At 60.2% G+C, this 21,401-nt stretch carries 21 protein-coding genes; 2 read left to right on the forward strand and 19 right to left on the reverse strand.

Features of this window, described 5'->3' with window-relative positions; genetic code table 11:
• Nucleotides 1-37: 37 nt before the first annotated feature.
• Genes GHO42_RS07570 through galB form a run of 3 tightly spaced genes read right to left on the reverse strand, consistent with a single transcriptional unit; the run spans nt 38 to nt 2,564 of the window.
• Entirely contained in the window at nt 38-1,114 is a 1,077-nt protein-coding gene (locus GHO42_RS07570; RefSeq protein ID WP_095001727.1) for a 4-oxalomesaconate tautomerase, read from the reverse strand.
• Between the two features lie 2 nt (nt 1,115-1,116).
• Nucleotides 1,117-1,833, reverse strand: a complete 717-nt coding sequence (locus tag GHO42_RS07575) for a 4-carboxy-4-hydroxy-2-oxoadipate aldolase/oxaloacetate decarboxylase (protein WP_095020913.1) — start codon at nt 1,831-1,833, stop codon at nt 1,117-1,119.
• The gene (galB, locus tag GHO42_RS07580; protein ID WP_095019330.1) at nt 1,830-2,564 is read right to left on the reverse strand and encodes a 4-oxalmesaconate hydratase; all 735 of its coding nucleotides are present in this window, start codon (nt 2,562-2,564) and stop codon (nt 1,830-1,832) included. Before galB ends, GHO42_RS07575 begins: the two co-directional genes overlap by 4 nt.
• Before the next feature lie 156 nt (nt 2,565-2,720).
• Between galB and GHO42_RS07585 the strand changes: the two genes are divergently transcribed.
• Nucleotides 2,721-3,935 carry a LysR family transcriptional regulator gene (locus GHO42_RS07585; protein ID WP_095001730.1) on the forward strand — a complete coding sequence of 405 codons (1,215 nt, stop codon included), beginning with the start codon at nt 2,721-2,723 and terminating at the stop codon, nt 3,933-3,935.
• Here the strand turns inward: GHO42_RS07585 and GHO42_RS07590 are convergent.
• The 15 genes from GHO42_RS07590 to GHO42_RS07660 all read right to left on the reverse strand — a co-directional run bounded on the left by GHO42_RS07590 (nt 3,914) and on the right by GHO42_RS07660 (nt 18,540).
• Nucleotides 3,914-5,161, reverse strand: a complete 1,248-nt coding sequence (locus GHO42_RS07590) for an OprD family porin (protein WP_095001731.1) — start codon at nt 5,159-5,161, stop codon at nt 3,914-3,916. The genes GHO42_RS07585 and GHO42_RS07590 overlap by 22 nt on opposite strands.
• Nucleotides 5,162-5,216: 55 nt before the next feature.
• Nucleotides 5,217-6,479: a gallate dioxygenase gene (locus GHO42_RS07595; protein ID WP_095001732.1), complete on the reverse strand. Its 1,263-nt coding sequence runs from the start codon at nt 6,477-6,479 to the stop codon at nt 5,217-5,219.
• Nucleotides 6,480-6,504: 25 nt separating this feature from the next.
• The gene (locus GHO42_RS07600) at nt 6,505-7,845 is read right to left on the reverse strand and encodes an aromatic acid/H+ symport family MFS transporter (RefSeq protein WP_095001847.1); all 1,341 of its coding nucleotides are present in this window, start codon (nt 7,843-7,845) and stop codon (nt 6,505-6,507) included.
• Nucleotides 7,846-8,049: 204 nt separating this feature from the next.
• The gene (locus GHO42_RS07605) at nt 8,050-9,012 is read right to left on the reverse strand and encodes a type II secretion system F family protein (protein ID WP_095001733.1); all 963 of its coding nucleotides are present in this window, start codon (nt 9,010-9,012) and stop codon (nt 8,050-8,052) included.
• A gap of 24 nt (nt 9,013-9,036) precedes the next feature.
• Nucleotides 9,037-10,023, reverse strand: coding sequence for a type II secretion system F family protein (locus tag GHO42_RS07610; protein WP_095001734.1), 987 nt, complete (start codon nt 10,021-10,023; stop codon nt 9,037-9,039).
• Complete coding sequence (locus tag GHO42_RS07615) at nt 10,020-11,459, reverse strand: CpaF family protein (protein WP_095001735.1); 1,440 nt, start codon at nt 11,457-11,459, stop codon at nt 10,020-10,022. Before GHO42_RS07615 ends, GHO42_RS07610 begins: the two co-directional genes overlap by 4 nt.
• Nucleotides 11,460-11,462: 3 nt before the next feature.
• Nucleotides 11,463-12,680 carry an AAA family ATPase gene (locus tag GHO42_RS07620; protein WP_095001736.1) on the reverse strand — a complete coding sequence of 406 codons (1,218 nt, stop codon included), beginning with the start codon at nt 12,678-12,680 and terminating at the stop codon, nt 11,463-11,465.
• Nucleotides 12,674-13,177, reverse strand: a complete 504-nt coding sequence (locus GHO42_RS07625) for a TadE/TadG family type IV pilus assembly protein (protein ID WP_095001737.1) — start codon at nt 13,175-13,177, stop codon at nt 12,674-12,676. Before GHO42_RS07625 ends, GHO42_RS07620 begins: the two co-directional genes overlap by 7 nt.
• Complete coding sequence (locus GHO42_RS07630) at nt 13,177-13,647, reverse strand: TadE/TadG family type IV pilus assembly protein (RefSeq protein WP_095001738.1); 471 nt, start codon at nt 13,645-13,647, stop codon at nt 13,177-13,179. Before GHO42_RS07630 ends, GHO42_RS07625 begins: the two co-directional genes overlap by 1 nt.
• An 8-nt stretch (nt 13,648-13,655) precedes the next feature.
• Nucleotides 13,656-14,996 carry a TadE/TadG family type IV pilus assembly protein gene (locus GHO42_RS07635; protein WP_238705536.1) on the reverse strand — a complete coding sequence of 447 codons (1,341 nt, stop codon included), beginning with the start codon at nt 14,994-14,996 and terminating at the stop codon, nt 13,656-13,658.
• Nucleotides 14,997-15,036: 40 nt separating this feature from the next.
• Nucleotides 15,037-15,843: a Flp pilus assembly protein CpaB gene (gene cpaB / locus GHO42_RS07640; protein ID WP_095020918.1), complete on the reverse strand. Its 807-nt coding sequence runs from the start codon at nt 15,841-15,843 to the stop codon at nt 15,037-15,039.
• Between the two features lie 12 nt (nt 15,844-15,855).
• Nucleotides 15,856-17,178 carry an AAA family ATPase gene (locus tag GHO42_RS07645; RefSeq protein WP_095001741.1) on the reverse strand — a complete coding sequence of 441 codons (1,323 nt, stop codon included), beginning with the start codon at nt 17,176-17,178 and terminating at the stop codon, nt 15,856-15,858.
• A 14-nt stretch (nt 17,179-17,192) separates the two neighbouring features.
• Nucleotides 17,193-17,711 (reverse strand): prepilin peptidase, encoded by a 519-nt coding sequence (locus GHO42_RS07650; protein ID WP_095001742.1) that lies wholly within the window; start codon nt 17,709-17,711, stop codon nt 17,193-17,195.
• Between the two features lie 28 nt (nt 17,712-17,739).
• Nucleotides 17,740-17,931, reverse strand: a complete 192-nt coding sequence (locus GHO42_RS07655) for a Flp family type IVb pilin (protein WP_016782274.1) — start codon at nt 17,929-17,931, stop codon at nt 17,740-17,742.
• 417 nt (nt 17,932-18,348) lie between these two features.
• Nucleotides 18,349-18,540, reverse strand: coding sequence for a Flp family type IVb pilin (locus tag GHO42_RS07660; protein ID WP_095001743.1), 192 nt, complete (start codon nt 18,538-18,540; stop codon nt 18,349-18,351).
• 241 nt (nt 18,541-18,781) lie between these two features.
• Here GHO42_RS07660 and GHO42_RS07665 point away from each other — a divergent pair, with 241 nt between their 5' ends.
• Entirely contained in the window at nt 18,782-19,642 is an 861-nt protein-coding gene (locus GHO42_RS07665; protein ID WP_153327473.1) for an AraC family transcriptional regulator, read from the forward strand.
• Nucleotides 19,643-19,647: 5 nt separating this feature from the next.
• Here GHO42_RS07665 and GHO42_RS07670 read toward each other — a convergent pair whose 3' ends face one another.
• Nucleotides 19,648-21,399: a tannase/feruloyl esterase family alpha/beta hydrolase gene (locus GHO42_RS07670; RefSeq protein WP_153327471.1), complete on the reverse strand. Its 1,752-nt coding sequence runs from the start codon at nt 21,397-21,399 to the stop codon at nt 19,648-19,650.
• Between the last annotated feature and the right edge of the window lie 2 nt (nt 21,400-21,401).

Raw genomic sequence — 21,401 nt, forward strand, 5'->3', positions numbered from 1 at the left:
GGAACAAGAGCATAGACCACGCCAGCGCGCATTTGTCCTAGCCTGCCCAGACCGCCGCCGGCACACACACCACCCCGTCAAACAGCAACCGCGCCGTGCGCATCAGCCCGCACCCAGCCAACTGGCCGTGGTGCAAACGCAGCTCCACCGTGAACTCTCCTGTCGGGTGTTCTACCGAAAGTTGCCGCACATCCCCCTTCCCTACCCGGGCCAATCCTGCCGCCACACTCCCCTCGATCAAACACGCGGCAGCCACGCTGACCGCCCCGAATACGCCAATACTGGTATGGCAGCGATGCGGAATGAATGTACGTGTACACAACGCCCCCCCCGCCTGTGCAGGTGCCACCAGGCACATTTTCGGCACATTACGCTGGCGCACATCACCCAGGTTCATGGCCAGACCGGCCTGCATGCGGATCGACTCAAGCCGTGCTCTGAGCGCAACGTCCGCATCCAGCTGTGCCGGGCTTTCATAGCCACTGCATCCCAGTTCCTGGGCCCGCAGCAACACTACCGGCATGCCATTGTCAATGCAGGTCACTGCAACTCCGTCCAGCACATCAACAGCGTTACCCGTTGGCAATAGCGCACCGCAGCTGGCCCCGGCGATGTCTTCGAACTCGACGACCAGGGGCGCGGCAAATCCCGGCACACCATCGATTCGCGCATCACCGCTGTAACAGACACGGCCGGAAGATGTGGGCACATGGGCAATCGCGATCTGCCCGCTGTTCTGCATATATATCCGTACCGGGGTCACATCCCCCGCCACTGGCACCAGCCCCCGCTCAAGGGCAAACGGCCCGACGCCGGACAGGATATTGCCGCAGTTCTGGCCGTAGTCGACTCGCGGCTCATCCACCAGCACTTGCGCAAACAGATAGTCCACATCAGCGTCCGGCCGGGCAGACGGCTGGATAATTGCAACCTTGCTGGTTAGCGAGTCGGCACCACCGATGCCGTCAATCTGCCGGCTGTCCGGCGAACCCATGACCGCCAGCAGCACGAGATCACGCAACAGCGGGTCTGCGGGCAAGTCGCTGGCCAGAAAATACGCGCCCTTTGAGGTGCCACCGCGCATCAACAGGCAAGGAATGCGGGTCTGGGTCATGCTCAGCCCCCGAGTTCTTCAATGCTGTCGACGTAACGCAGGCCTTTCTCGGCCAGCCGCCCGCGCATGTTATAGATATCAAGCCCCAGCTCGCCCTTGGCCAGGCGCAGGGCTTTGTGGTCTTCCAGATCAGCCCGCTCGCGGCTGGCCTCGACCACCTTCGCCACCTCGACGCGGCGCACAATCACTACCCCGTCGTCATCCGCCACCACCACATCCCCAGGGTTGACCAGTTGCCCGGCGCAGATGATCGGCAGGTTCACCGAGCCCAATGTTTCCTTGATCGTGCCCTGGGCACTGATGGCCCGCGACCACACCGGGAAGCCCATGCCACGCAAGGTATGGGTGTCGCGAACTCCCGCATCGATAATCAGTGCACGCACACCACGGGCCTTGAGCGAGGTGGCCAGCAGATCGCCAAAATAACCGTCGGTACAAGGTGAAGTCGGTGCCACCACCAGAATGTCGCCGGGTTGGCATTGCTCCACGGCAACATGGAACATCCAGTTATCCCCTGGCGCTACCAGCACTGTCACTGCCGTGCCGCTGATCACCGTACCGCGCTGGATCGGTGTGATGCGAGGGGCCAACAGGCCTTTGCGGCCCTGGGCCTCATGGATCGTGGCCACCCCGTAGCGTCCCAGTTCGTTGACCAGCGCCGCGTCGGCACGGGGTATATTGCGCACGACCAGGCCGGTTTTACCCATCAGTTCGCTCATGCCAGGTTCTCCGTCACACGCGGGAAGATGCTCTGGTAACCCTCGGCATACTCGATATTGCGCCCCGAGGCGATACCCACGTTGCGCTTGGCCTGCACCCCGCGCTGCAAAGCAACACGGGTGTAGTACTCCCACAGATGTTCCTGACCGGCCATGCATTGAATGGCCGCGTATTTTTTGTCCCACACATCGGTGATATCCAGCAGCACATCCGGGCGCCACTCGCACTGTTCCGGCTGATGCGGCTCGAAGCTGTACACCGGTGGTGCCCCGATGATTCTCTCGCCCGGCCGGTAACCTTCGGCCTGAGCAATGATGCGTGCCTCCTGGGTCAGGTTCATGGCCAGCGGATGATCGTAGTTGTACGGGTCCTTGATCGAATGGCTGAGCACAAACTCCGGCTGCACGCGGCGAAACACATCAGCCAGGCGAAACAGCGTGTCCTTGTCGGCGCGCATCGGGTAGTCGCCGATATCGAAGAATTCGACGCTGGCGCCCAAAATATCCGCGGCCTGCTGCGCTTCCTCGCGGCGCGCCTGCTTGACCCGCTGTTCACTCATCTCGCCTTTGCGCCACAACTTGGCGGATTCACCGCGCTCGCCATACGACAGGCAAACAATGTGCACCGCATAACCCTGTTGCGCATGCAAGGCGATGGAACCGCCGGCGCGCCAGACAAAATCGGCCGAGTGGGCACTGACAACCAGTGCGGTTTTGGGTGATGCATTCATGTGCGGGCTCCTTCAACAGTTGGCCAAAGGATCGCACCCACCTGCCGCTCCGGAGTAATGCATAAGCTTGTTACAGGTATGCGTTTTATTTATTGCCAGCTCATCTTCCAGGCAGGCATAGTCCCACCGTATTGCCCAATCAAAGAGCCTGCCCCCATGCAGCCGAGTGAGCTACCCAGCCTGATGCACGTGCGCGCCTTTGTCCGGGTGGCCGACTACGGCAGTGTGTCCAAAGCCTCTGAAGCCCTGTTCCGGGCACAGTCGGTCGTGACCCGCTCGATTTCCGAACTGGAGGCTCGCCTCGGCGTGCTGTTGTTTGAGCGCCATGCCAACGGCATGCGCCTGACCGATTACGGCACCCGCCTGCTGCCTCGCGCCCGCCGCGTGCTGGCCGAACTGGACAGCGTCCCGCAGCTGCTCAACGGTGCAGACAAAGCCCAGAACGAGCCGCTGTACCTGTTTCAGGCCCGACGCCTGCAAGTCTTTGTCAAACTGTGCGAAACCCACCATATGCAGACTGTCGCCAGCCTGCTCGGGCTGAGCCAGCCGGCCATAAGCTCGACCCTCAAGGTGCTCGAAAGCGGTTGCGGCCAAACCCTCTTCGAACGTACGCCACGGGGCCTGCTGCCCACCCGCGCCAGCCTCGACATCCTGTTCCCGGTGCGCCGCGCCCTCAATGAACTGCGCCATATCGACACCGATATCAGCGCCCTGCAGGGAGCGCTGCAGGGCGTGGTTCAGGTGGGTGCCCTGCCCTTGGGCCGCACCCGCATCCTGCCCGAGGCCATCGTGCGCCTGATGCGCGAACACCCCGGCATCCAGGTGATCACCAACGAAAGTCCGTTCGATCTGCTGGCCACCGAGTTGCGCGCGGGCGATGTCGATTTTATTTTCGGCGCCTTGCGCTCGACAGCGTACGCCAGCGACCTGTCGGGCGAGGCCTTGCTGACGGAGGAGATGGTGGTGCTGGCGCGACGCGGTCATCCGCTGTATTCGAAAAGTGCCTTGCAGGCCGAACTGGCTGATGCGCAATGGGTACTGCCACGGGCCGGCTCGCCGGCGCGACATATGCTCGACGACTGTTTTACGGCATTTGGCATTGCGCCGCCGCGCCCGGCGGTCGAGAGCGGCGACATGGCTATCATCCGCGGCCTGCTGCTGCGCTCGGACATGCTCGCGGCGGTGTCCGCACACCAACTGGAGCCTGAAATCGCCAGTGGCGAGCTGTGCATCCTGCCGCTGGAACTGCGCCATACCTCCCGCGCCATCGGCCTGACCTCACGCACCGCCAGCCTGCACTCACCGGTGGCGCAGGCGTTGATGGACGTGATCCGTGAAATAACCCGAAGTCAGAGAATATTCAACGGATAGCTGACAATCAGACGGTTTTCATCAAACTCGCTGGTGCTGTAGTCGCGGCGTATCGTCGAGTTGCGGATGCGCAGGTTGAGGTCTTTGAACGTGCCACTCTGCAGGGTGTAGGCCAGCTCGGTTTCACGCCCCCATTCCTTGCCATCTGTGATGGTGCCGGTATGCACGTTGCTGCCACTGAGATAGCGGTTCATCAACGTCAGGCCGGGCACCCCAAGCGCTGCAAAGTTGTAGTCGTGGCGCAACTGCCAGGACTTCTCCCGGGCACTGTCGTAGCTGGAGTTGTACGTGTCATTGGCCAGGGTTCCGCCGCTGGTGCCATTGACCCGCATCCAGCCGTCATCACCGCTGACCTTTTGCAGGCCCACATAGAACGTGTTGCCACCATAACGGGCCGAAAGCAGCGCCGACACCGTGCGGTTATCCAGGTTGCCGGCTTTGGCACTGCCCTCTTCGGTACCCCGGAAGTAACCCAGGTTGGCCCCCAGCGTCCAGTCGCCCAGCGGCTGGCTGTGGGTCACTTGCAGGTATTGCTGCTGGTAGATGTCCTTGAGCTCGGCATTCCACAAGCCGACCATCGTGCGTTTTTCGTTGAAGGTGTATTCGCCGCCGACAAAGTTGAAGCGATCGGATGTAACCGTCGCTTTGCCCTGCATAAACATGTCGTCCATGCTCGAGTCGTTGCGCGGGCTGTTTTTGCGGAATTGGCCGCCGTACAGTGTCAGGCCATCAAAGTCCTGCGAGGTTACCTGAGCGCCTTCAAAGGTTTGTGGCAGTGAGCGACCATCATCGGAACGCAGGATCGGCAGCACCGGCATCCACTCCCCCACTTTGAGCACGGTCTTGCCGATTTTCATTTTCCCGGCCACCGCCAGACGCCCGAAATCGTCAGCCGGGCGCCCGTCACTGCCCACCGGCAACAATTGGGTGCCACCACTGCCCTTGCCGCCATCGAGCTTGATCGAATACAGGCCCAGCGCATCCACCCCGAAGCCGACAGTGCCTTGGGTAAAACCCGACTTGGCGTCCAGAATAAAGTTCTGGGTCCATTCCTGAGCCAACCCCTGGGCATTGCCCGGGTTGGTAAAATTGCGGTTGATAAAGAAATTGCGCAGGTTCAGGTTGACGCTGGCATCGTCGACAAAGCCGGCCGCCTGGCCTGGTAAAGGCAACGCACAGGCAAGCGCCAACGCGCAGAAATTGCGTGAGTTGAGGGTGACAGTCATTGTTATTGTTTTCCGTTTGTATTGGTTAATCGCCCCCTTTGCGGGGGCAACACGATCAGCGCGAAGCTTTGCCCGCCACTGAATAGAGCACTTGCTGATTGCGGGTCTGGATAAAGTCTTCCAGGCTTTCGCCGCGCATGGCGGCATATACCTGCAGATTGGGAATACCCAATACCGCCGCGAGTTTTTCCAGCACAAAGAAAATCACTCCGTAGTGGATCAACCCGCGCCAGTCGCGACGACGCAACAGGTCACGTTCTTCTTCGCTGAGCCCGGACTCGGCAAACATCGCCTCAGGCCCGGCCAAAAAGCGCTGGCGCCATTCGGGCTCGATCATGCGGTGCAAAAACTTGTTCAGGCGATAGCCCTTGGCACTGCGGGCCAGGGTGAAGGGGTAAGTGCCTGGCAACTTCTCGATCCCTGCCAGTTGGTGCTGCATATGTGCCCGATGACGGGCATTGGCCTCGGCCGGCACCGGGCGATCCTGGTTCTCCAGCAACAGGGTGGCAATCCCGGTCATGGACGGCAGGTAGTAATCCTGATGCAGGTTTTTCACCACAGCCGACAACGCACCGCGCATGATCAGCCAGGTAATGACCTCTGCCCCCTCCAGGCCGCCAAGGGTGGCAAACTCGGCCAGGGTCATTTCAGTCAAACGCACCGGATCATTGACCAGCAGGTCGACAAACTGCGCATCCCACTCCGGGTTGTTGAAGCCGCAACGCTCCCCATGCACCTGGTGGGAAACCCCGCCGGTGGCGACGATGGCGACCTTCAAATCCTCTGGATAACTTTCGATGGCGCGGCGCAGCGCCAGCCCCAGCTTGTAGCAGCGCAACGCACTGGGAATGGGGAACTGCAACACGCCGACCTGTAGCGGCACGATTTGCACCGGCCAGTGCGGCTCGTGGGGCAGCAGCGCCGACATGGGCGAAAAGAAACCGTGATCCAGCGGTTTGTCACGGAAAAAACTCATGTCGAATTCATCGGCCATCAGGCTTTCGCCGATATGCCGGGACAGGGCCGCATGCCCGCCGACTCCCGGTAACGCGCGCGGATTTCCGCCTTCGTCGGCTACTTCGTAACGCTCATCCACCCCCAGAGAAAACGCACCGTAGTGGTCGAAAAAAAACGACGTCACATGGTCATTGAAAATGTAGAACAGCACGTCCGGCTGCTGCTCTTTCAGCCACACCTTGATGGGTTCAAAACCATCAAATATTGGTGCCCAGGCGGCCTCGTTCTGTTTGTCGTGATCAACGGCGAAGCCGATGGTCGGGGTGTGTGATACAGCGAGGCCACCTATGATGCGAGCCATGACGAATTCCTTGAATAATAAGAGTTTATTGCGCCAGCACCGCACGGCTGACAGCCCGTTGCCGTGCCCGGCCATTGCCCATGATTGCCAACGCAGCGATAAAGGCCGGCACCGCCAGCATCGCGAACAGTAACGGTAAGTCCAGCCCCAGGCTGAGCACCGCACCGCCGATCAGCGAGCCGAAAATCGCGCCAAAACGGCCAATGCCCAACATCCAGCTCACGCCGGTAGCGCGGCAGTCGGTCGGGTAGTAGCCCGGCGCAAAAGCGTTAAGACCGGTTTGCGCTCCGCTCATGCAAAAGCCTGCGGCAATCACGCCCACGGCCAGCAGGCTGGACTCCAGGCTGAATGCCCCCAGCAGCAGGATAAAGGCACCGCCCAGGGCATAGGAGGTGGCGATCACGGCATTGGGATTGCGTCGGTCCATTGCCCAGCCCACCACGATGGCACCCACCGTGCCGCCGATCTGGAACAGCCCGGTGATGGTGGCGGCACGCTCGATGGACAAACCACCGTCACGCAGCAGGGTCGGCATCCAGCCCATGGTCAGGTAGATCACCAACAGGCCCATGAAATAGGTCAACCACAGAGCCAGCGTGCCGAAGCGGTACTGCCTGGTGAACAGCATGCGCACTGGCGCTTTGTGCTGCACCTGGGGTTCGGACATGACAAACCGGGTGGCGGCAGTGAAAGTGCCGCCCAGCTTGTTCAGCACCTTGGCAATCTGGCTGGCCGAGGCATTATGGGCCGCCAGAAAACGTGCGGATTCGGGTAGCAGCAACCACAGGAACGGCAACAGCAGCAGCGGCATGATTCCGCCAAACAGCAGCACCGACTGCCAGCCATGGCTCGGGATCAACCAGGCTGCGACAAAGCCGCCGAGTCCGGAGCCCATATTGAAACCGGTGAACATGATGGTGATAAACAGCGAGCGGTTGCGTTCCGGCAAGTATTCAGCCAGCAGTGTGGTGGTATTGGGCAACGCCGCCCCCAGCGCCACCCCGGTCAGCAGGCGCAGGGCTGCCAACTCATAGGGATTACGGGCAAAAGCGCAGGCCAGGCTCAGCACGCTAAACCCGGTCACGGCAAACAGCATGATTTTCTTGCGCCCCAGACGGTCGGCGTATGGCCCCGCAGTCAGGGCGCCAATGGCCAGCCCGACCATTCCCGCGCTCATCACCGGGCCGAAAGCAGCGCGTGACAGGCCCCATTCCTGGATCAGTGACGGTGCGACAAAGCCCATCACCGCCACATCGAAACCATCGAACAACACAACGAAAAAGCACAGTGCAAGAATCAACCACTGGTATTTGGCGACGGGCCTGTCATCGATCCAGGCCTTGATATCGACCGTTTCGTGAGTCATGTTTTCCACCTTATTATTTTTGTAGAAATTGCGACTGGCACTGGCATAAGCGCAGGCCAAAAAAAGTCATGCCCAACAGTCGAACTGTTGGGCATGACTCTAAGGCCGCCGATGCCTGCCCCGCCTCTGGGAAATCCTTAAGCGGGTATCGATTTTTCTTATCAGGTGTTCCACACGTTCGTGCGTACCGCCTTGCTTTTCTACTTAAATCTTGCCGAACACCTTGAACACACTGATGATCGCAGGCCCGATGGCCACCAGGAAAAAGCTCGGCCACAGGCAGAAGATCAGTGGAAACACCAGCTTGGTACCGACTTTGGCGGCCTTTTCTTCAGCCAGCTGGGTGCGCCGATCGCGAAACTCTTCAGCATAAATCCGCAGGGTCGTCCCCACACTGGTACCAAAGCGAATGCTTTGTGCCAGCAAGCTCACCAGCCCGCGAATATCTTCCAGCCCGGTACGCTCGGCCAGGTGCTTGAGCGCCTCAGTACTGGGCACCCCGGCACGCACCTCGGCGTTGACCAGCGCCAGTTCCATGGCCAGGTCAGGCTGGCTGACGGCCATTTCCTCGGCCACCCGTTCAATAGCCTGGGGCAAGGCCAGGCCCGATTCCACACACACCACCATCAGGTCGAGGGCATCCGGGAAGGCAATGAGCAACCGCGACATGCGCGACTTCTTGCGTGAGCTGACATAGATCGCCGGTATCAACCAGCCCACCCCGAGCGCTACTGCCAGGATGCCGCCCCCCAGCAGCAGCGACATGTTGGGAATAAACGGCAATGCCAGAAGCGCAATACCCATCAGCAGCAGTGGCAGCAGCAGACGAATCGCCCAGTACACCTGCACCGCAGACGGAGAGCGATAACCGGCATGGATCAGCAGGGTCCGGGTGGCCGATGCCCCCCGGGTCTCACCGGAGCTGAAACGCTGCCCGACCTGCTCCAGCATCATTTGCAGATTGCTCGGCGGCGCCCGGTGGTCGACACCATGCCCGCGCTTGATCAACATCAAGCGCCGCTGTACCGGGCTTTGCAGGCCCTTGACCAGCACCGCCAGGGTGACCACCACCAACACCACACTCAGGCCGATAAGCCCGGCAAACAGCATGCGGGTCAGTTGCTCGTTACCCACCATCCGGTTGATCAGTTCGAGTAAATAGTTCATGTCACCCTCCAGGGCGAGCCGTGTTCAAACCTGAATCCGGATGATTTTGCGAATCCAGAAAATCCCGATGATCATGGCCACAAAAGCCCCCATGATCAGCTTCTGGCCCATGGGCTCCTTGAACAGCAGGGGCATATAAGTCGGGCTGGAAATCAGGATGGCCAACGCCAGCACAAAGGGCATCGACACCAGAATCCAGCCGGACATCCGCCCTTCAGCCGAGAGCGTCTTGACCTTGCGATGGAAGCGAAAGCGCCCGCGGATCAGGCTGCTCAAGCGGGTCAACACCTCGGTCAGGTTGCCGCCGGTTTCGCGGTGGATCAGCACCGTGGTCACCAGCATCATCACCGTCATGCTGGGCACCCGTTCCAGCAGGCCGAGCATGGCCCGGCGCACATCATTGCCATAGTTGATATCGGCAAAGGCCAGGCCGAACTCGTAAGCCACCGGCCCGTGATGCTCTTCGGCAACCAGTTGCAGGGTTTCGTTAAACGGATGCCCGGCGCGCAAAGCCCGGCACATGGCATCCAGCGCATCGGGCAAACCCTCTTCAAACTGGGCAAAACGCTTGATGCGATCGTGGGAAATCTTCCAGATGGGTAGCCAGAAGCAGACAAACGCCGCCGGCAACGCCACCCACCACAGCTGCAACAACGACCACAGCACCAGCCCCACCGCCGTAGCCAGCACCAGCCCCAGCAGCAACACGCGGTAGGCCCTGTATTCATGGCCGGCCTGCTCGATCATCTGCGCCAGGGTTTCCATCATCGGCAACTGCTCAAGGCGGGCCTCAAGGGGTGGCAGACGCCGCAGGTATTTCTGGCGCAGGATCGACTGCATATTGGGCAGGTTACTCGCCCGCTCCAGCAGGTTCAGGCGCCCGCGAATGCGCTTGCGCACCTGGTTGGCCTCACCGAACACCGGAATGGTCAAACCCTGACTGAGCAGGAACATGGCAGTGAACACCATGCCCAGGAACGCCAGGATAAATTCGCCAGGAACCTGATTCATGACTGCCCCTCCATCCATTCCGGCCGGAACAGGCTGAGCGGCAGCTCAATACCCCGTTTGGCCAGCACATCACGAAATGCCGGCACCATGCCGGTTGAGCGGAACTCGCCCAGCACTTCCCCTTTTTCGCCCATGCCGCTGCGTACAAAGGCGAAGATCTCGGTCATGGTAATGATGTCGCCTTCCATGCCATTGATTTCCTGCACGCTGACCAGGCGCCGGGTACCATCCTCCTGACGCTCCAGCTGGATGACCACGCCGATGGCCGAGGCAATTTGCTGACGCATGGCTTTGATAGGAAAGGTGGCGCCGCTCATCGACACCATGTTTTCGATCCGCCCCAGCGCGTCGCGGGCCGTATTGGCGTGAATAGTGGTCAGCGACCCGTCGTGGCCGGTGTTCATGGCCGTCAACATATCCAGCGCCTCGGCGCCACGCACCTCACCGATCACGATCCGGTCAGGGCGCATACGCAGGCTGTTGCGCACCAGTTCACGCTGACCCACCTCGCCACGCCCCTCGATATTCGAGGGCCGGGTTTCCAGGCGCACCACATGGGGCTGCTGCAATTGCAGCTCGGCGGAGTCTTCAATGGTGACGATGCGCTCGTTGTGCGGGATAAAGCTGGAGAGCACATTGAGCATGGTGGTCTTGCCGCTGCCGGTGCCGCCGGAGATCAGCACATTGAGCCGCCCGCGCACGATGGCCTTGAGCATCAGGGCAATGGCCGGGGTCAGGGTGCCCATCTGCACCAGGCTCTGGGTATTGAGCAGATCCACGGCGAAGCGGCGGATCGACATGCTCGGCCCGTCGATGGCCAGCGGCGGGATGATCGCGTTGACCCGCGAGCCGTCCTTGAGCCGTGCATCCACCAGGGGCGAGGACTCATCGATACGCCGCCCTAGGCTGGAGACAATACGGTCGATGATATTGAGCAGATGATGATCGTCGCGAAAGCGCACATCGGTTCTCTGCAATTTACCGAAGCGCTCGACGTACACCGAGTCAAAACCATTGACCAGAATGTCCGATACGCTGCTGTCACCCAGCAGCGGCTCCAGCGGCCCGAGGCCCAGCACCTCGTCGGTAATCTGCTTGATAATCAACTGACGGCTGCTGGCACTGACCGGTGCCGAGTATTCATCCAGCAGGCGCTGACTGATCTCGCGAATCTGGCGCCCTGCATCGGCCAGCTCCAGGGTGTCGAGCAAGGACAGGTCCATGACCTTGAGCAACTGCTGGTAAATCTTCTCCCGCCACTCGGCCTCCATGGAGCTGAGCTTGGTGCGGGTTTCATACACCACATCCGGCACGCTGGCTTCCCAGGCCATCAATACACTGGTGCAATCGGCGCCCTCGACAGGCAGTGCCACCACTTCTGCGGAGGCCAGCTTCCCGGCTTGCTGACGCAGACGATTACGAAAGTCGCTGAGCATGGCTTATCCTCCGAACAGACGGCTGAAAGTACGTTTGAGCAAACCTGCTTCAGTGGCCTCGATGCCGATCAGGCTCTGGCTCAGCTCACGCAGGCTCAAGGTGATGCTGGCACGGGGAGCATGCAGCTCCAGGGGCACCCCGGTATTCTGGCTTTCACTGACCACCGCATAGTCATTGGGCAACTTTTGCAGTTCCGCGCAGCGCAAGGCTTCGCTGATGTCCTTGGGTTTAAAGGGCGACGCCTTGTCAAAGCGGTTAAGCACCACATGCAGACGATTGCCCTGCACGCCCAGGTCGTCGCGCAGAATGCGCACCAGGCGGTTGGCGTCCTGCAGATGGCTCAAGCTTTGCTGCAGCACGATATAGACCCGGTCCGACTGTTCCAGGGTGATGCCGGTGAGGTGATCAATATGCCGCGGCAAATCCACCACGACCCAGTCATAGGTGCTGCGCGCCAGTTTCAGCAAACTGTCCAGTTGCTCCAGGCGAATTTCCTGGGACAGGCACAGCTCATCGGTGCGGCCGCCCAGCACATGCAGACTGGGGCTGAAATGACTGCAGAAACCACGCAGCGCCACGCTGTCCAGGGTATCGATCTGTTGCAGCACATCGGTATGGCTGTGGGTGGGCAACACATCCAGACTGTGAGCCAGGCTGCCGAATTGCAGGTCCAGATCCAGCAGCAGGGTTCTGCCGCCCTGCACACTTAATTGATGAGCCAGATTGCAAGCCAGCATCGAGGCACCCGAACCGCCCTTGGCATTCATCACCGACACCAGTTTGCCCTTGCTCCCATACTCGCTGTGCTGCTCCAGCTGCATGCGCTCCAGCGCCGACTGCAAGTCCTCGGCCGACACTGGCTCCGGCAAAAAGTCACGGGCCCCGGCCTGCATGGCCATACGCATGCCTTCATGCTCATCCAGCGACCCGCACACCAGCAGTGGCGGACGCTCCTTGAGCGGATGCTGCAACAACGCCGCCAGTTCCTCGCGCCATAAATGACTGACGCGCAACAGCAGAAAATCAGGCTGCTGTTCCAGGCCGTAGAGCGGGTCAGTGTGGCCATTGCTCACCAGCCGCGTACTCACCTGCAAGTGGGCTATGCCCTGGCTCAAGGCCTTGAGATGATTCAAGGCCGCGGCATCACGGCCGCTGATCAACAGGCGCATTCCCTGGCGGTCTGATGACGTAGCCGCCGTCACTTCTCGGACACTTAACATGGCGTAATCCCCGGTGTAACCGCCGGATCAGGCTGGCGACCAAGACTCTCACGAGGCACGGTCGACCTGAACGTGGGCAGAATGAAGACCCCCCTGAAGCCGGGGATCAACAGATTGAAACTGAAGTTGGTCACCTGCAGTTGCACATAACGAATGGCGGCAAAACCGCCGGCCCCCACCAGATCATTGGGGCTGGAGACCACTGCACCGTTGGCGTCCAGATAGATCAGGTTCAGATTGGCACTGGTCAGGCTGGCGATCAGGCTGCTTGGCCCGGCATTGCCCGCCGTGTTGAACATGGCACGACGCAGGATGACCGGGTCCTGGATATTGCACACCGCTGCCAGCCGCGCGCCGCGACGCACCGACTCGCTCAGCACATTGACGGTGAAGTACAGCCGGCCCATTTCCAGTGCGCCAAACAGCAGGGTGAAGAGCACCAGAGCGGTGATGGCGAACTCGACGATATACACGCCACCCATGCGTTTGCGGTTCATCACAAGGCCCTCATTACGACCGTTGAAGTCAACAGCAGGCCCAGTGGCACGCTGCTGCCATACAGCGCAGGAATGGCGCTGCCGAGCGCCGGGACAAAGGTGTAGGCAATGCTGACCCGTACATGGTTGGTGCCCACCGCACTCACCGTGACATCACCGGTGGTCAGGCCTGGTGCCGCCGCCGGGTAACCGTTGGGGTTGGCCGGCAGGCCATAAACGGCAACGTTTTTGGTCTTGGTGACCAGCGCCGCGTTCAGGTCCAGCGTGCCCAGGGTGGCGTTCCACGCCTGGCTGGCCACATAACGCCCGGCATCACGGCTGGCCTGCTGCAGGCTGTTGTACTGGAACAGCATGCGGCCGAACTCGGCGAAGGCCAGCATCAGCAACACCAGCAGCGGCAGGGTCAGCGCCAGTTCGACCATCGCCAGGCCCCGCTGGGCGCGGGACGACCTGAATCCACAGCGTCTCATGAGACCTCCTAGGAGTCGGTGCTCGGCGTCTGGTTGTTGTCGATATAGGTTTTGTACAGCTGGATCACCTGTGGCCCGGCGTTGGCCGCAGGGTTGGGACCCGGTACGTTGTCGCCTTCGCACACGCTGACGAACTGGCCGAAGATTTGCGCTTCATTACCCTGCTGAGCGGCTGGCTGCATCACGAAATAGCAGCCAAAGCCCAGCACCGGAATCGCCGAGGCTCCGTCGTTCTTGCCCGAGCAATCGCCGATCACGATTTTCAGGATCCGTCGTTCAAATACACCATTGCCCTGGCAACCGGCGCCGCCGCCCACACAAGCTGCCTCGTCCTGCTTCCAGTTGTTGTAGTCGTACAGGGCACCGCTGCTGGTGGACAGGTTGCCGCTGCTGGACGTGACCGTATTGCCGTCATACAGAATCGGCGCAGGCGACCCGGCGTAGGTAAATGACTTGGGATTGACGGTAACCACCAGGTCCGGCGGATAGTCAGAAGCACTGAGGCCACCCTTGTATTCGTTAAAGCGCGTATTGAGGCCCTGGGAAGCCGGGCCCACGGTGTTGCCCGGCTTGGTCTGGGCAGTTGCACCGACGATATTGCACTGGTCGATCCCCCCCGCCAACGCTTCCCTGACCGTCTTGCCGCCCGAACCGAAATCCAGCAGCTGAAAATTGCCCGGACCGATGGGCGAATTGTTGTTGGCGGCAGTTTTCAGTACCTGCAGATCACCGAACGTGAAACCCCAGAACATCCCCGCAGCCGGATTGTTCTGCGCAGGGTTGCCGCACACCAGCAGCGGCGTCAGATCACAGGGGCCGCTGCTCGGGCTGGGCCCGGCAGTGGCCACCGCCGCGACGGCCTTGCCGGTGGCGTTACCGTTGTCCAGCGCCTGGAATACGCCCCAGAAAAAACTGCTCAGGGGATAGTTGTTCACCGTGACCCGAACAAAGGTCGCATTGGTCGGCCCCGGGAAAGAAAACGGCCCGTAGACACTGGTGGCCAGTTCTACCGAGGCAAAGCCTGACGGGTTGGCCGTGATGGCCCTGCCCAATTCCTCGTTGCCCGTCGCATTGGCATTGAGGCTCAGGGTATTGAGGGCCGCTGTTTGCGTCAGGCTGGCCGAGCCGGTCGCCCCCACTACCATGCTGAGCGTCTTGGCCCCGCTCAACGCCGCCGCATCCACGGCGTTTTGCAACCGGGTCTTGTTCAGCAGCATATGGCTGCCGTCCAGGGCCAGGGCGCCCATCAACAAGAGCGAAGCCATGGCAATCACCACCAGGACCAGCATGGCGCCGCGCTGTTGCCGGGGAAACGCGGTGTGGGGCTGTTGGATACGCGCGTTCATGATGGTTCACCTTGATAGTCTTGCGCGGCCGCTGCCCGGCCCTCTACATCGCCTTTTCTACCGTGGCCGCGACACCGCGGATGACAATCACGCCACCGTCATTGGCCGGTGCACGACGGCGAGCCACCGGCTTGGCCATCACGGTCGGCAGTACCGGCGCCGCCATGGCAACGGGCTCAGCCGCAATGGGTGTCTTGTTGTTATCCAGAGGGTTGCGCAAGGCCAGTTGCACCTTGCCAGCGCTCATGCCCTTGACCAGCACTTCGGCCTGGGCGGGGGTCATCTCCAGGGTTACCGCACGCACCACCACCGGTTGGGTCTTGTCAGTGCTGGCGGTCTGGTCAACAGCCAGTACCCGCAGGTCCTGGAGAATGGTCTTCGACTCGGCATTACCTTCGCTACCAACCTGCCGGGTTGCCAGCACGTCGACCCGATTACCCGGCAGCAGGAAGCCGCCGACGCCCACCACGTCATCCACCCGCACCGAGATGGCCCGTTTGCTGGGTTCGATCAGCGAGGCCAGGGTGCTGCCACCCATATGCTCGGCCAACCGTGCCCCCCGCAGAATGTCGCCGCGCAGCAGGGAGAAGGTGGCGATCTTGCCGACCACTTTTTCAGTGGTGTCGAAGGCGTCTTCGGGGGCTGCATCCCTGGGCATGCGCACCACCGTCACTTGCTGGGGCTCGATCATCTGCCCGAAAGCGATTTCCACCGTGGCAATCACCACGTTTTGCTGGTTATCGTCAGGGCTGGTGTTCAGCCGTGCCGTGAGCCAGTTATTGGCCATCCATGTAGCCCCCAGCCCGAGGATCACGGACAGGACAATCAAAGTCAGCGTGCGCGAGTTCATGACGGTAACTCCTTAGCCAAGAAAATCGAGTTGGACGAAATAGTTGCGCCACGCCCACTCAAGCTCCTGAGTAGTCAGTGGCCCCGCCCCCTCCAGATAACGCTGGCGATCGCACGCCATATTCAACAGATCCCGGGGATGACATGGCACCAGGGGCATGTTTTCGGCGCCATACAGGTCGTGCAGCACGAAACTGAGCAACAGCGGGTCATAGGGGATACCCAGGCGCTGCGTCTCTTGAATCCAGATGCGTTCGTATTCGCCAGGCTTGAGGTAGCCAAATTGCAGCTTGTAGCCAATGCGCCGCAAAAATGCTTCGTCAGCCAGCTCCAGCGGATTGAGGTTGGTGGAGAACACCAGGATCAGGTCAAACGGCAGTTCGCAGTGGCGCCCGCCCCCCAGGTTGAGGAAGTCTCGCCTCTCTTCCATGGGCACAATCCAGCGGTTCAACAACTCGCCCGGGGTCATGCGCTGACGCCCCAGATCGTCGATGATCAGCAGGCCGTTACTGGCCTTGAGTTGCAACGGTGCCTGGTACTGACGGGCATAAGGGTCATAACGCACATCCAGTTGTTCCATCGTCAACTCACCACCGGTGATCACGATCGGCCGTTCGCAGCACAGCAAGCGGCGGTCTATGCCCTCGTTGAGCATCAAGCCGTTTTGATGTTCGTCATCGCCCAGGCGCTTGTGTACCTGAGGGTCAAAGATCTCGATCACCGATTCATTGATGGCGATGGCATGGGGCACCCAGATCGCTTCGGCAAACAAGCGGATCAGCCGACTGCTGACATAGGTCTTGCCGGTACCCGCAGGCCCGTAAATCATGATGGCGCGCCCGGAATTCAAGGCAACACCCAGTTGATCGAGCATGCTTTGCGCCAGCACCATCGAACCGAAACAGTGGTGCATGTCATGGGCGCTGATACGCCCGTGGTGAATGGTCTGCAACTTCAGCAGCGAGCGGTAGGCACTCACCGGGTAAGGCGCTGCACCTATGTAGCCACTGCGGGCCAGGGCATCGCGGGCACTGTTGCGGCCGCGCTCGGTCAAGCCGTAGCGCATGGCCTGCCCCCCTGCCTGGCCCAGTACTTCGACGCGACGGTCCTTGCGCAGGAACGTGAGGATTTCTTCCATTACCGCACCGGTAAGCGCCAGTCGCGCCACCAGCTGCACCATGTCCAGCACACCCGCATCGTATAAATGCTTGCACACCAGATCACCGAGAAAATTGTCTGCCAATCCGGTTTCAAGGATGGTCCGTGGTTGTGGAGCCAGTAGTTGTACCGCTTCGCGCTCATCGAGAGAAACACGGTTGCTGCTGATGGCGTACATGGTGTTCTCCTGAACTAGTGGCCCAAGGTCAGCCAAAAGACGCTGGCCAAGGTGCCGAGCAAAACGGCGACCGAATAAGGGAAAGGTTTGCCGGCCACTTCAGCAGCGTGGGGGGGGAAGTAGGCGCGTGCCCTGAGCATCAACCAGTAGCGGCCCAGGGTTTGCAGGGCCTGGCCCTGCACCAGGACGATCAATAACCCGCATACCCCACCTGCAATCAGGCTGAAAAACGCAGCCCAGAGGGCGTCATGGGGGGTTAAAAATGCGCCGGCCATGGCCATTAACTTGACGTCCCCGGCGGCCATCCCGCCAACGGCGTACATGGGCAGGAAAATTCCGAAACCGATCAGCATGCCCAGCAGTGAATGCCCCAACCCGATAAAGCCTGCGGCCCAGGTCTGGCCGACCAGGCCCAGTACCAGCCCCAGCAAAACAAGAAGGTTGGGAATGCGGTGACTGCGAAGATCGCTCACCACCGCAACTCCCAGCAGCCCTAAAAGCAATACGACAGGAGCAATCAGTAACTCGCTCATGGCTGCACCCTCAACAGGAGACATCGTGTTAGCAGACAGTGCCCTTGACAGCACATCCCAGACTGGTGATTGCTGTTTTCACATTGCCGCCCAGGGTGATAAACGCGGCGACAGCGCCCAGTGTTATCAGCCCGCCTGCCACTGCATATTCCACAATGGTCAGGCCATCTTCGTCGTTGATAAACTTCACTACGGAAGTCTTGATTGATTGCAGGCTCATTTCGTCCACCTCACTCAATGTTTGATATCAAGAAGCAGGGCTATTTGCGCTGCTTGATTGGATCTTAGCCAGAGGGTTATTTGAGGGTTAGGAGATTTTTGCTGACTGCTAGGACTTTATTGACATTACCCAGAAACAGTTAAACCCCACCTATTCAAGAGCAGGTAACTGCCACTAACAGACTCTTTATATGCAATCCGTACTACAACTAATCAGGCACAAAAAAACCGGCTTAAGGGTGCTGGGCTAGAGGGGACGTATAGCGCAACAGACTAAGCCGGGGGTTTCATAGCAGGATTTAATCTTCACAACCTCACCGCAACAGCGATACTTATGTACGGGTTGGTATCATTGGCGCTGCAAACCGGCAGCCAGCAACTGCAAAGGAGCCAAGCCCCAGTGATCATTGCCCGTGCATCAGCAGGTAGTACCCTTGACCGCACACCCCAGGCTGGTAATGGCGTCCTTGACGTTGCCACCCAGGGTGACGAATGCCGCAACCGCCCCCAGGGTTATCAAGCCACCGGCCACGGCGTATTCAACAATGGTCAGGCCGTTCTCATCCTTAATAAAGGCCTGGACGGAAGTTTTAATGGTTTGCAAGTTCATTTTGTTCACCTCACTCGAGTGGCTTGCCCAAAGCGATTACTAAATGCACCGCCTGATTGAAGGCTAGCCATCGGTGGAAGGAGCGGTTAGGAGTTTATTGTCGAACAGCAGGATTTTTTTGCACTAATTAGATAGGCAAACACCCTGATCGGATCCAATTAAAAACCAACTTGAAAGTGCGCGTACATATTGATTCGACCTATCAACCCGACAGCGCTCTGCACAAGAAAGGATTAGGTGAATGAAATCTGAAGCTGTCAAACAACCTCATCTCCTATGGTTCGACCTTACCCGCAATCAATCCACTGAAGCCCTCATGCTGCCCTTTCGTTCCGCCTGCCACTGCCTGCTGGACACCCCCCGGGCCTGGGCCAACAAACACCGCGAACCAGTGCCAGACATGATCTGCATGCATTTTGACTGCCCCGACCTGGCGGGGCTCAGCCTGTTGCAGGAAATCAAACTCAAGTCGCCCTCTATCCCGATCACCATGTTTACCGTGCAGCACTCCGAAGAGCTTGCGATCTGGGCCATGCGTTCGCGAGTCTGGGAATACGTGGTGCTGCCCTTGAGTGCGGCCGAGATCAACCGTTACCTCAACGCCCTTGAGCAACTGTGTACATTGAGAAGCGCCGCCGGGAACAACAAGGCATTGCCGATCGAACATGGTCCTGCTCTGCCCGACAGCATCCGCCTGACCACCGACCATCAAAAGCACAACGCACTGCACAATGTGCTGCAGTACATCGATCAGCATTACTGCGAAAGCATTGACCAGAAAGACCTGGCCAGGCGCTGCAGCATGACTACCTTTCGCTTTAGCCGCCTGTTCAAGGAAGTCTACGGGCTGGGCTTTATGGACTACATACTGGGCAAGCGCATGGACAGCGCCAAGGACCTGCTCGACAACAGCCAGATGCCCATTACCAGTATCGGCTATGAAGTCGGCTTCAAGGACCCCTCCTACTTCGCCCGCGCATTCAAGCAATACGCGGGCAGTACCCCCAGCGAGTATCGCCAGGCGCGACGCAGTGATGTGCCATTATCGGATGAAATCCTCACCCAGGTCATCCAGAGCCTGGCGCGCAGTGCCGAGGGCTGAAGACCTCAGCGTTGCAGCGGTGCATAGGGCGTGAAAAAGTCCGAGCCCAGCCACTGCGGGGTTTTTTCATCTACCGCGTTTGGGCTGCGCACATAACTGTCGGCCGATTTAACATCGCCCTTGCCGTCATACACCGCCACATCCGGGTACGGAAACACCAGGCGTGTACGCCCGTCGTTGGCAGGGTCCTGGGCGACAGACCGGGGCGCCATCATTGACGGTTTTTGGTCCGCAGCAGCCCGGCCCCGCAGATTGGTCGGTGCGCCAAACTCGCTGGCAGCGGCCTGTTTGCTGCTGGCCTGCAAGGTCACAATGGCAGCGGGGGCCTGACCCTTTTCGACCCATGACATCATGGGTGTCAGCAGGTCCAGCAGGCTCGGGCCTTCACCGCCACCACAGTGGTAAACCCCTGGCAGCAGATAAAGCCGCTCGAAGGACTCGGCCTTCGACTTGCCCATCTGCACCTGCACCGCCTGGTGGTAGGCGATGGTGTTCAGTGGCGAGATATGCTGATCGGCCCAACCGTGCCACAGGATCAGCTTGCCGCCGCGGTCTGCGAATGCCGACAGATCCGGGTTGGTGGCGTCATACAGTGGGTGCAGGGCGCGCAATTGATCCAGGGTGCTGCGATCAAACTTCACGTCCGCCAGGCTGTAATCTGCTCCCGGATTGCGCTCGAAGGCCAGATTGCGCAAGACATCCAGGGCCATCTTTTCACTGTTGATCGGCTGATCGACGCTGTCCGGCACAAACACCCCGGCCCAGGCCAGTTCGGAACCCGGCTGTGGCCCGGCAATGGTCAGGCGTTCACCGGTAGCCGGGTCACGCGGGCCGTCATAAAGGCTTCGGGCCGCCTCCACCTCCCTGGCGCTCAGGCAGTCCGAAGTATCCGTCGCAGAGGCCTTGCACTGCACAGTTGCAGGATCAAAACGGCAAGCCCGGGGGTCGCTGATCAGACCATCGACCTGCCCGTCCAGCGCGTCGCACTGCTGCAGCACAGCCTGGTGCAGGATCGGCAGGCGCGAGGCGACAAGAATCGCCTTGCCCTCCCCGTCCTGATTGGCGCGGGCCTGCCAGGCATGATAAATCGAATTCTGCACCAGAAAATTCAATGCCGGCGCCCCGGCAATGATGCCGTTGAAATCGTCGGGATAGCGCTGGGCTTCGATCAGGGCTTCGCGCCCGCCATCGGAGCAGCCGGTAAAATAAGCGTACGCAGGTTGCTGGCCATAATAGGCGCCAATCAGTTGCTTGGCGGCCAGTGCCGTCAGGTGGACGCCGCGATGGGCGAAATCAGCACGTTTTTGTGCATCGTTGCCCCAACTGTTGTCCATGCCCTCGTGACCCATATCGGTTGCTGCCAGCACAAAGCCGCCGCTGTTCAGGGGGGCACAGCCTTCGGCCGCGCCCACCTGCAATGAAATCCGCCCGCACAGGCCGCCGCAACCCACTTGCAGATAACGCTGAGTCCAGGTGTGGGTTGGCAGCATGACCTTGAAACCGATGCTCGGCGCCAGCGTGCCTTGCACTTCACAGGCGGTAACCCCATTGCTGGTGGTTTCGCTGGCCGACACCACCTGGCTGCCCTTGCCGCCGATTGCCTGCAGATCAACCCGGGTCAGGGCCGCGCAGCTGATGGCGGGTTTGACCACGGGCAGCGCGGCGATGGGCGTTTCGGCCTGGGCCAGGTTCGGCAGTTGCAGGAGAAGCACTGTGCTGCCGAGAAATAGCCGGCGCAGGGTTTGGAGGGCGATCATGA

This window comes from Pseudomonas sp. FSL R10-0056, from assembly GCF_009600105.1.
In the GTDB taxonomy this organism is placed as follows: domain Bacteria; phylum Pseudomonadota; class Gammaproteobacteria; order Pseudomonadales; family Pseudomonadaceae; genus Aquipseudomonas; species Aquipseudomonas bubulae.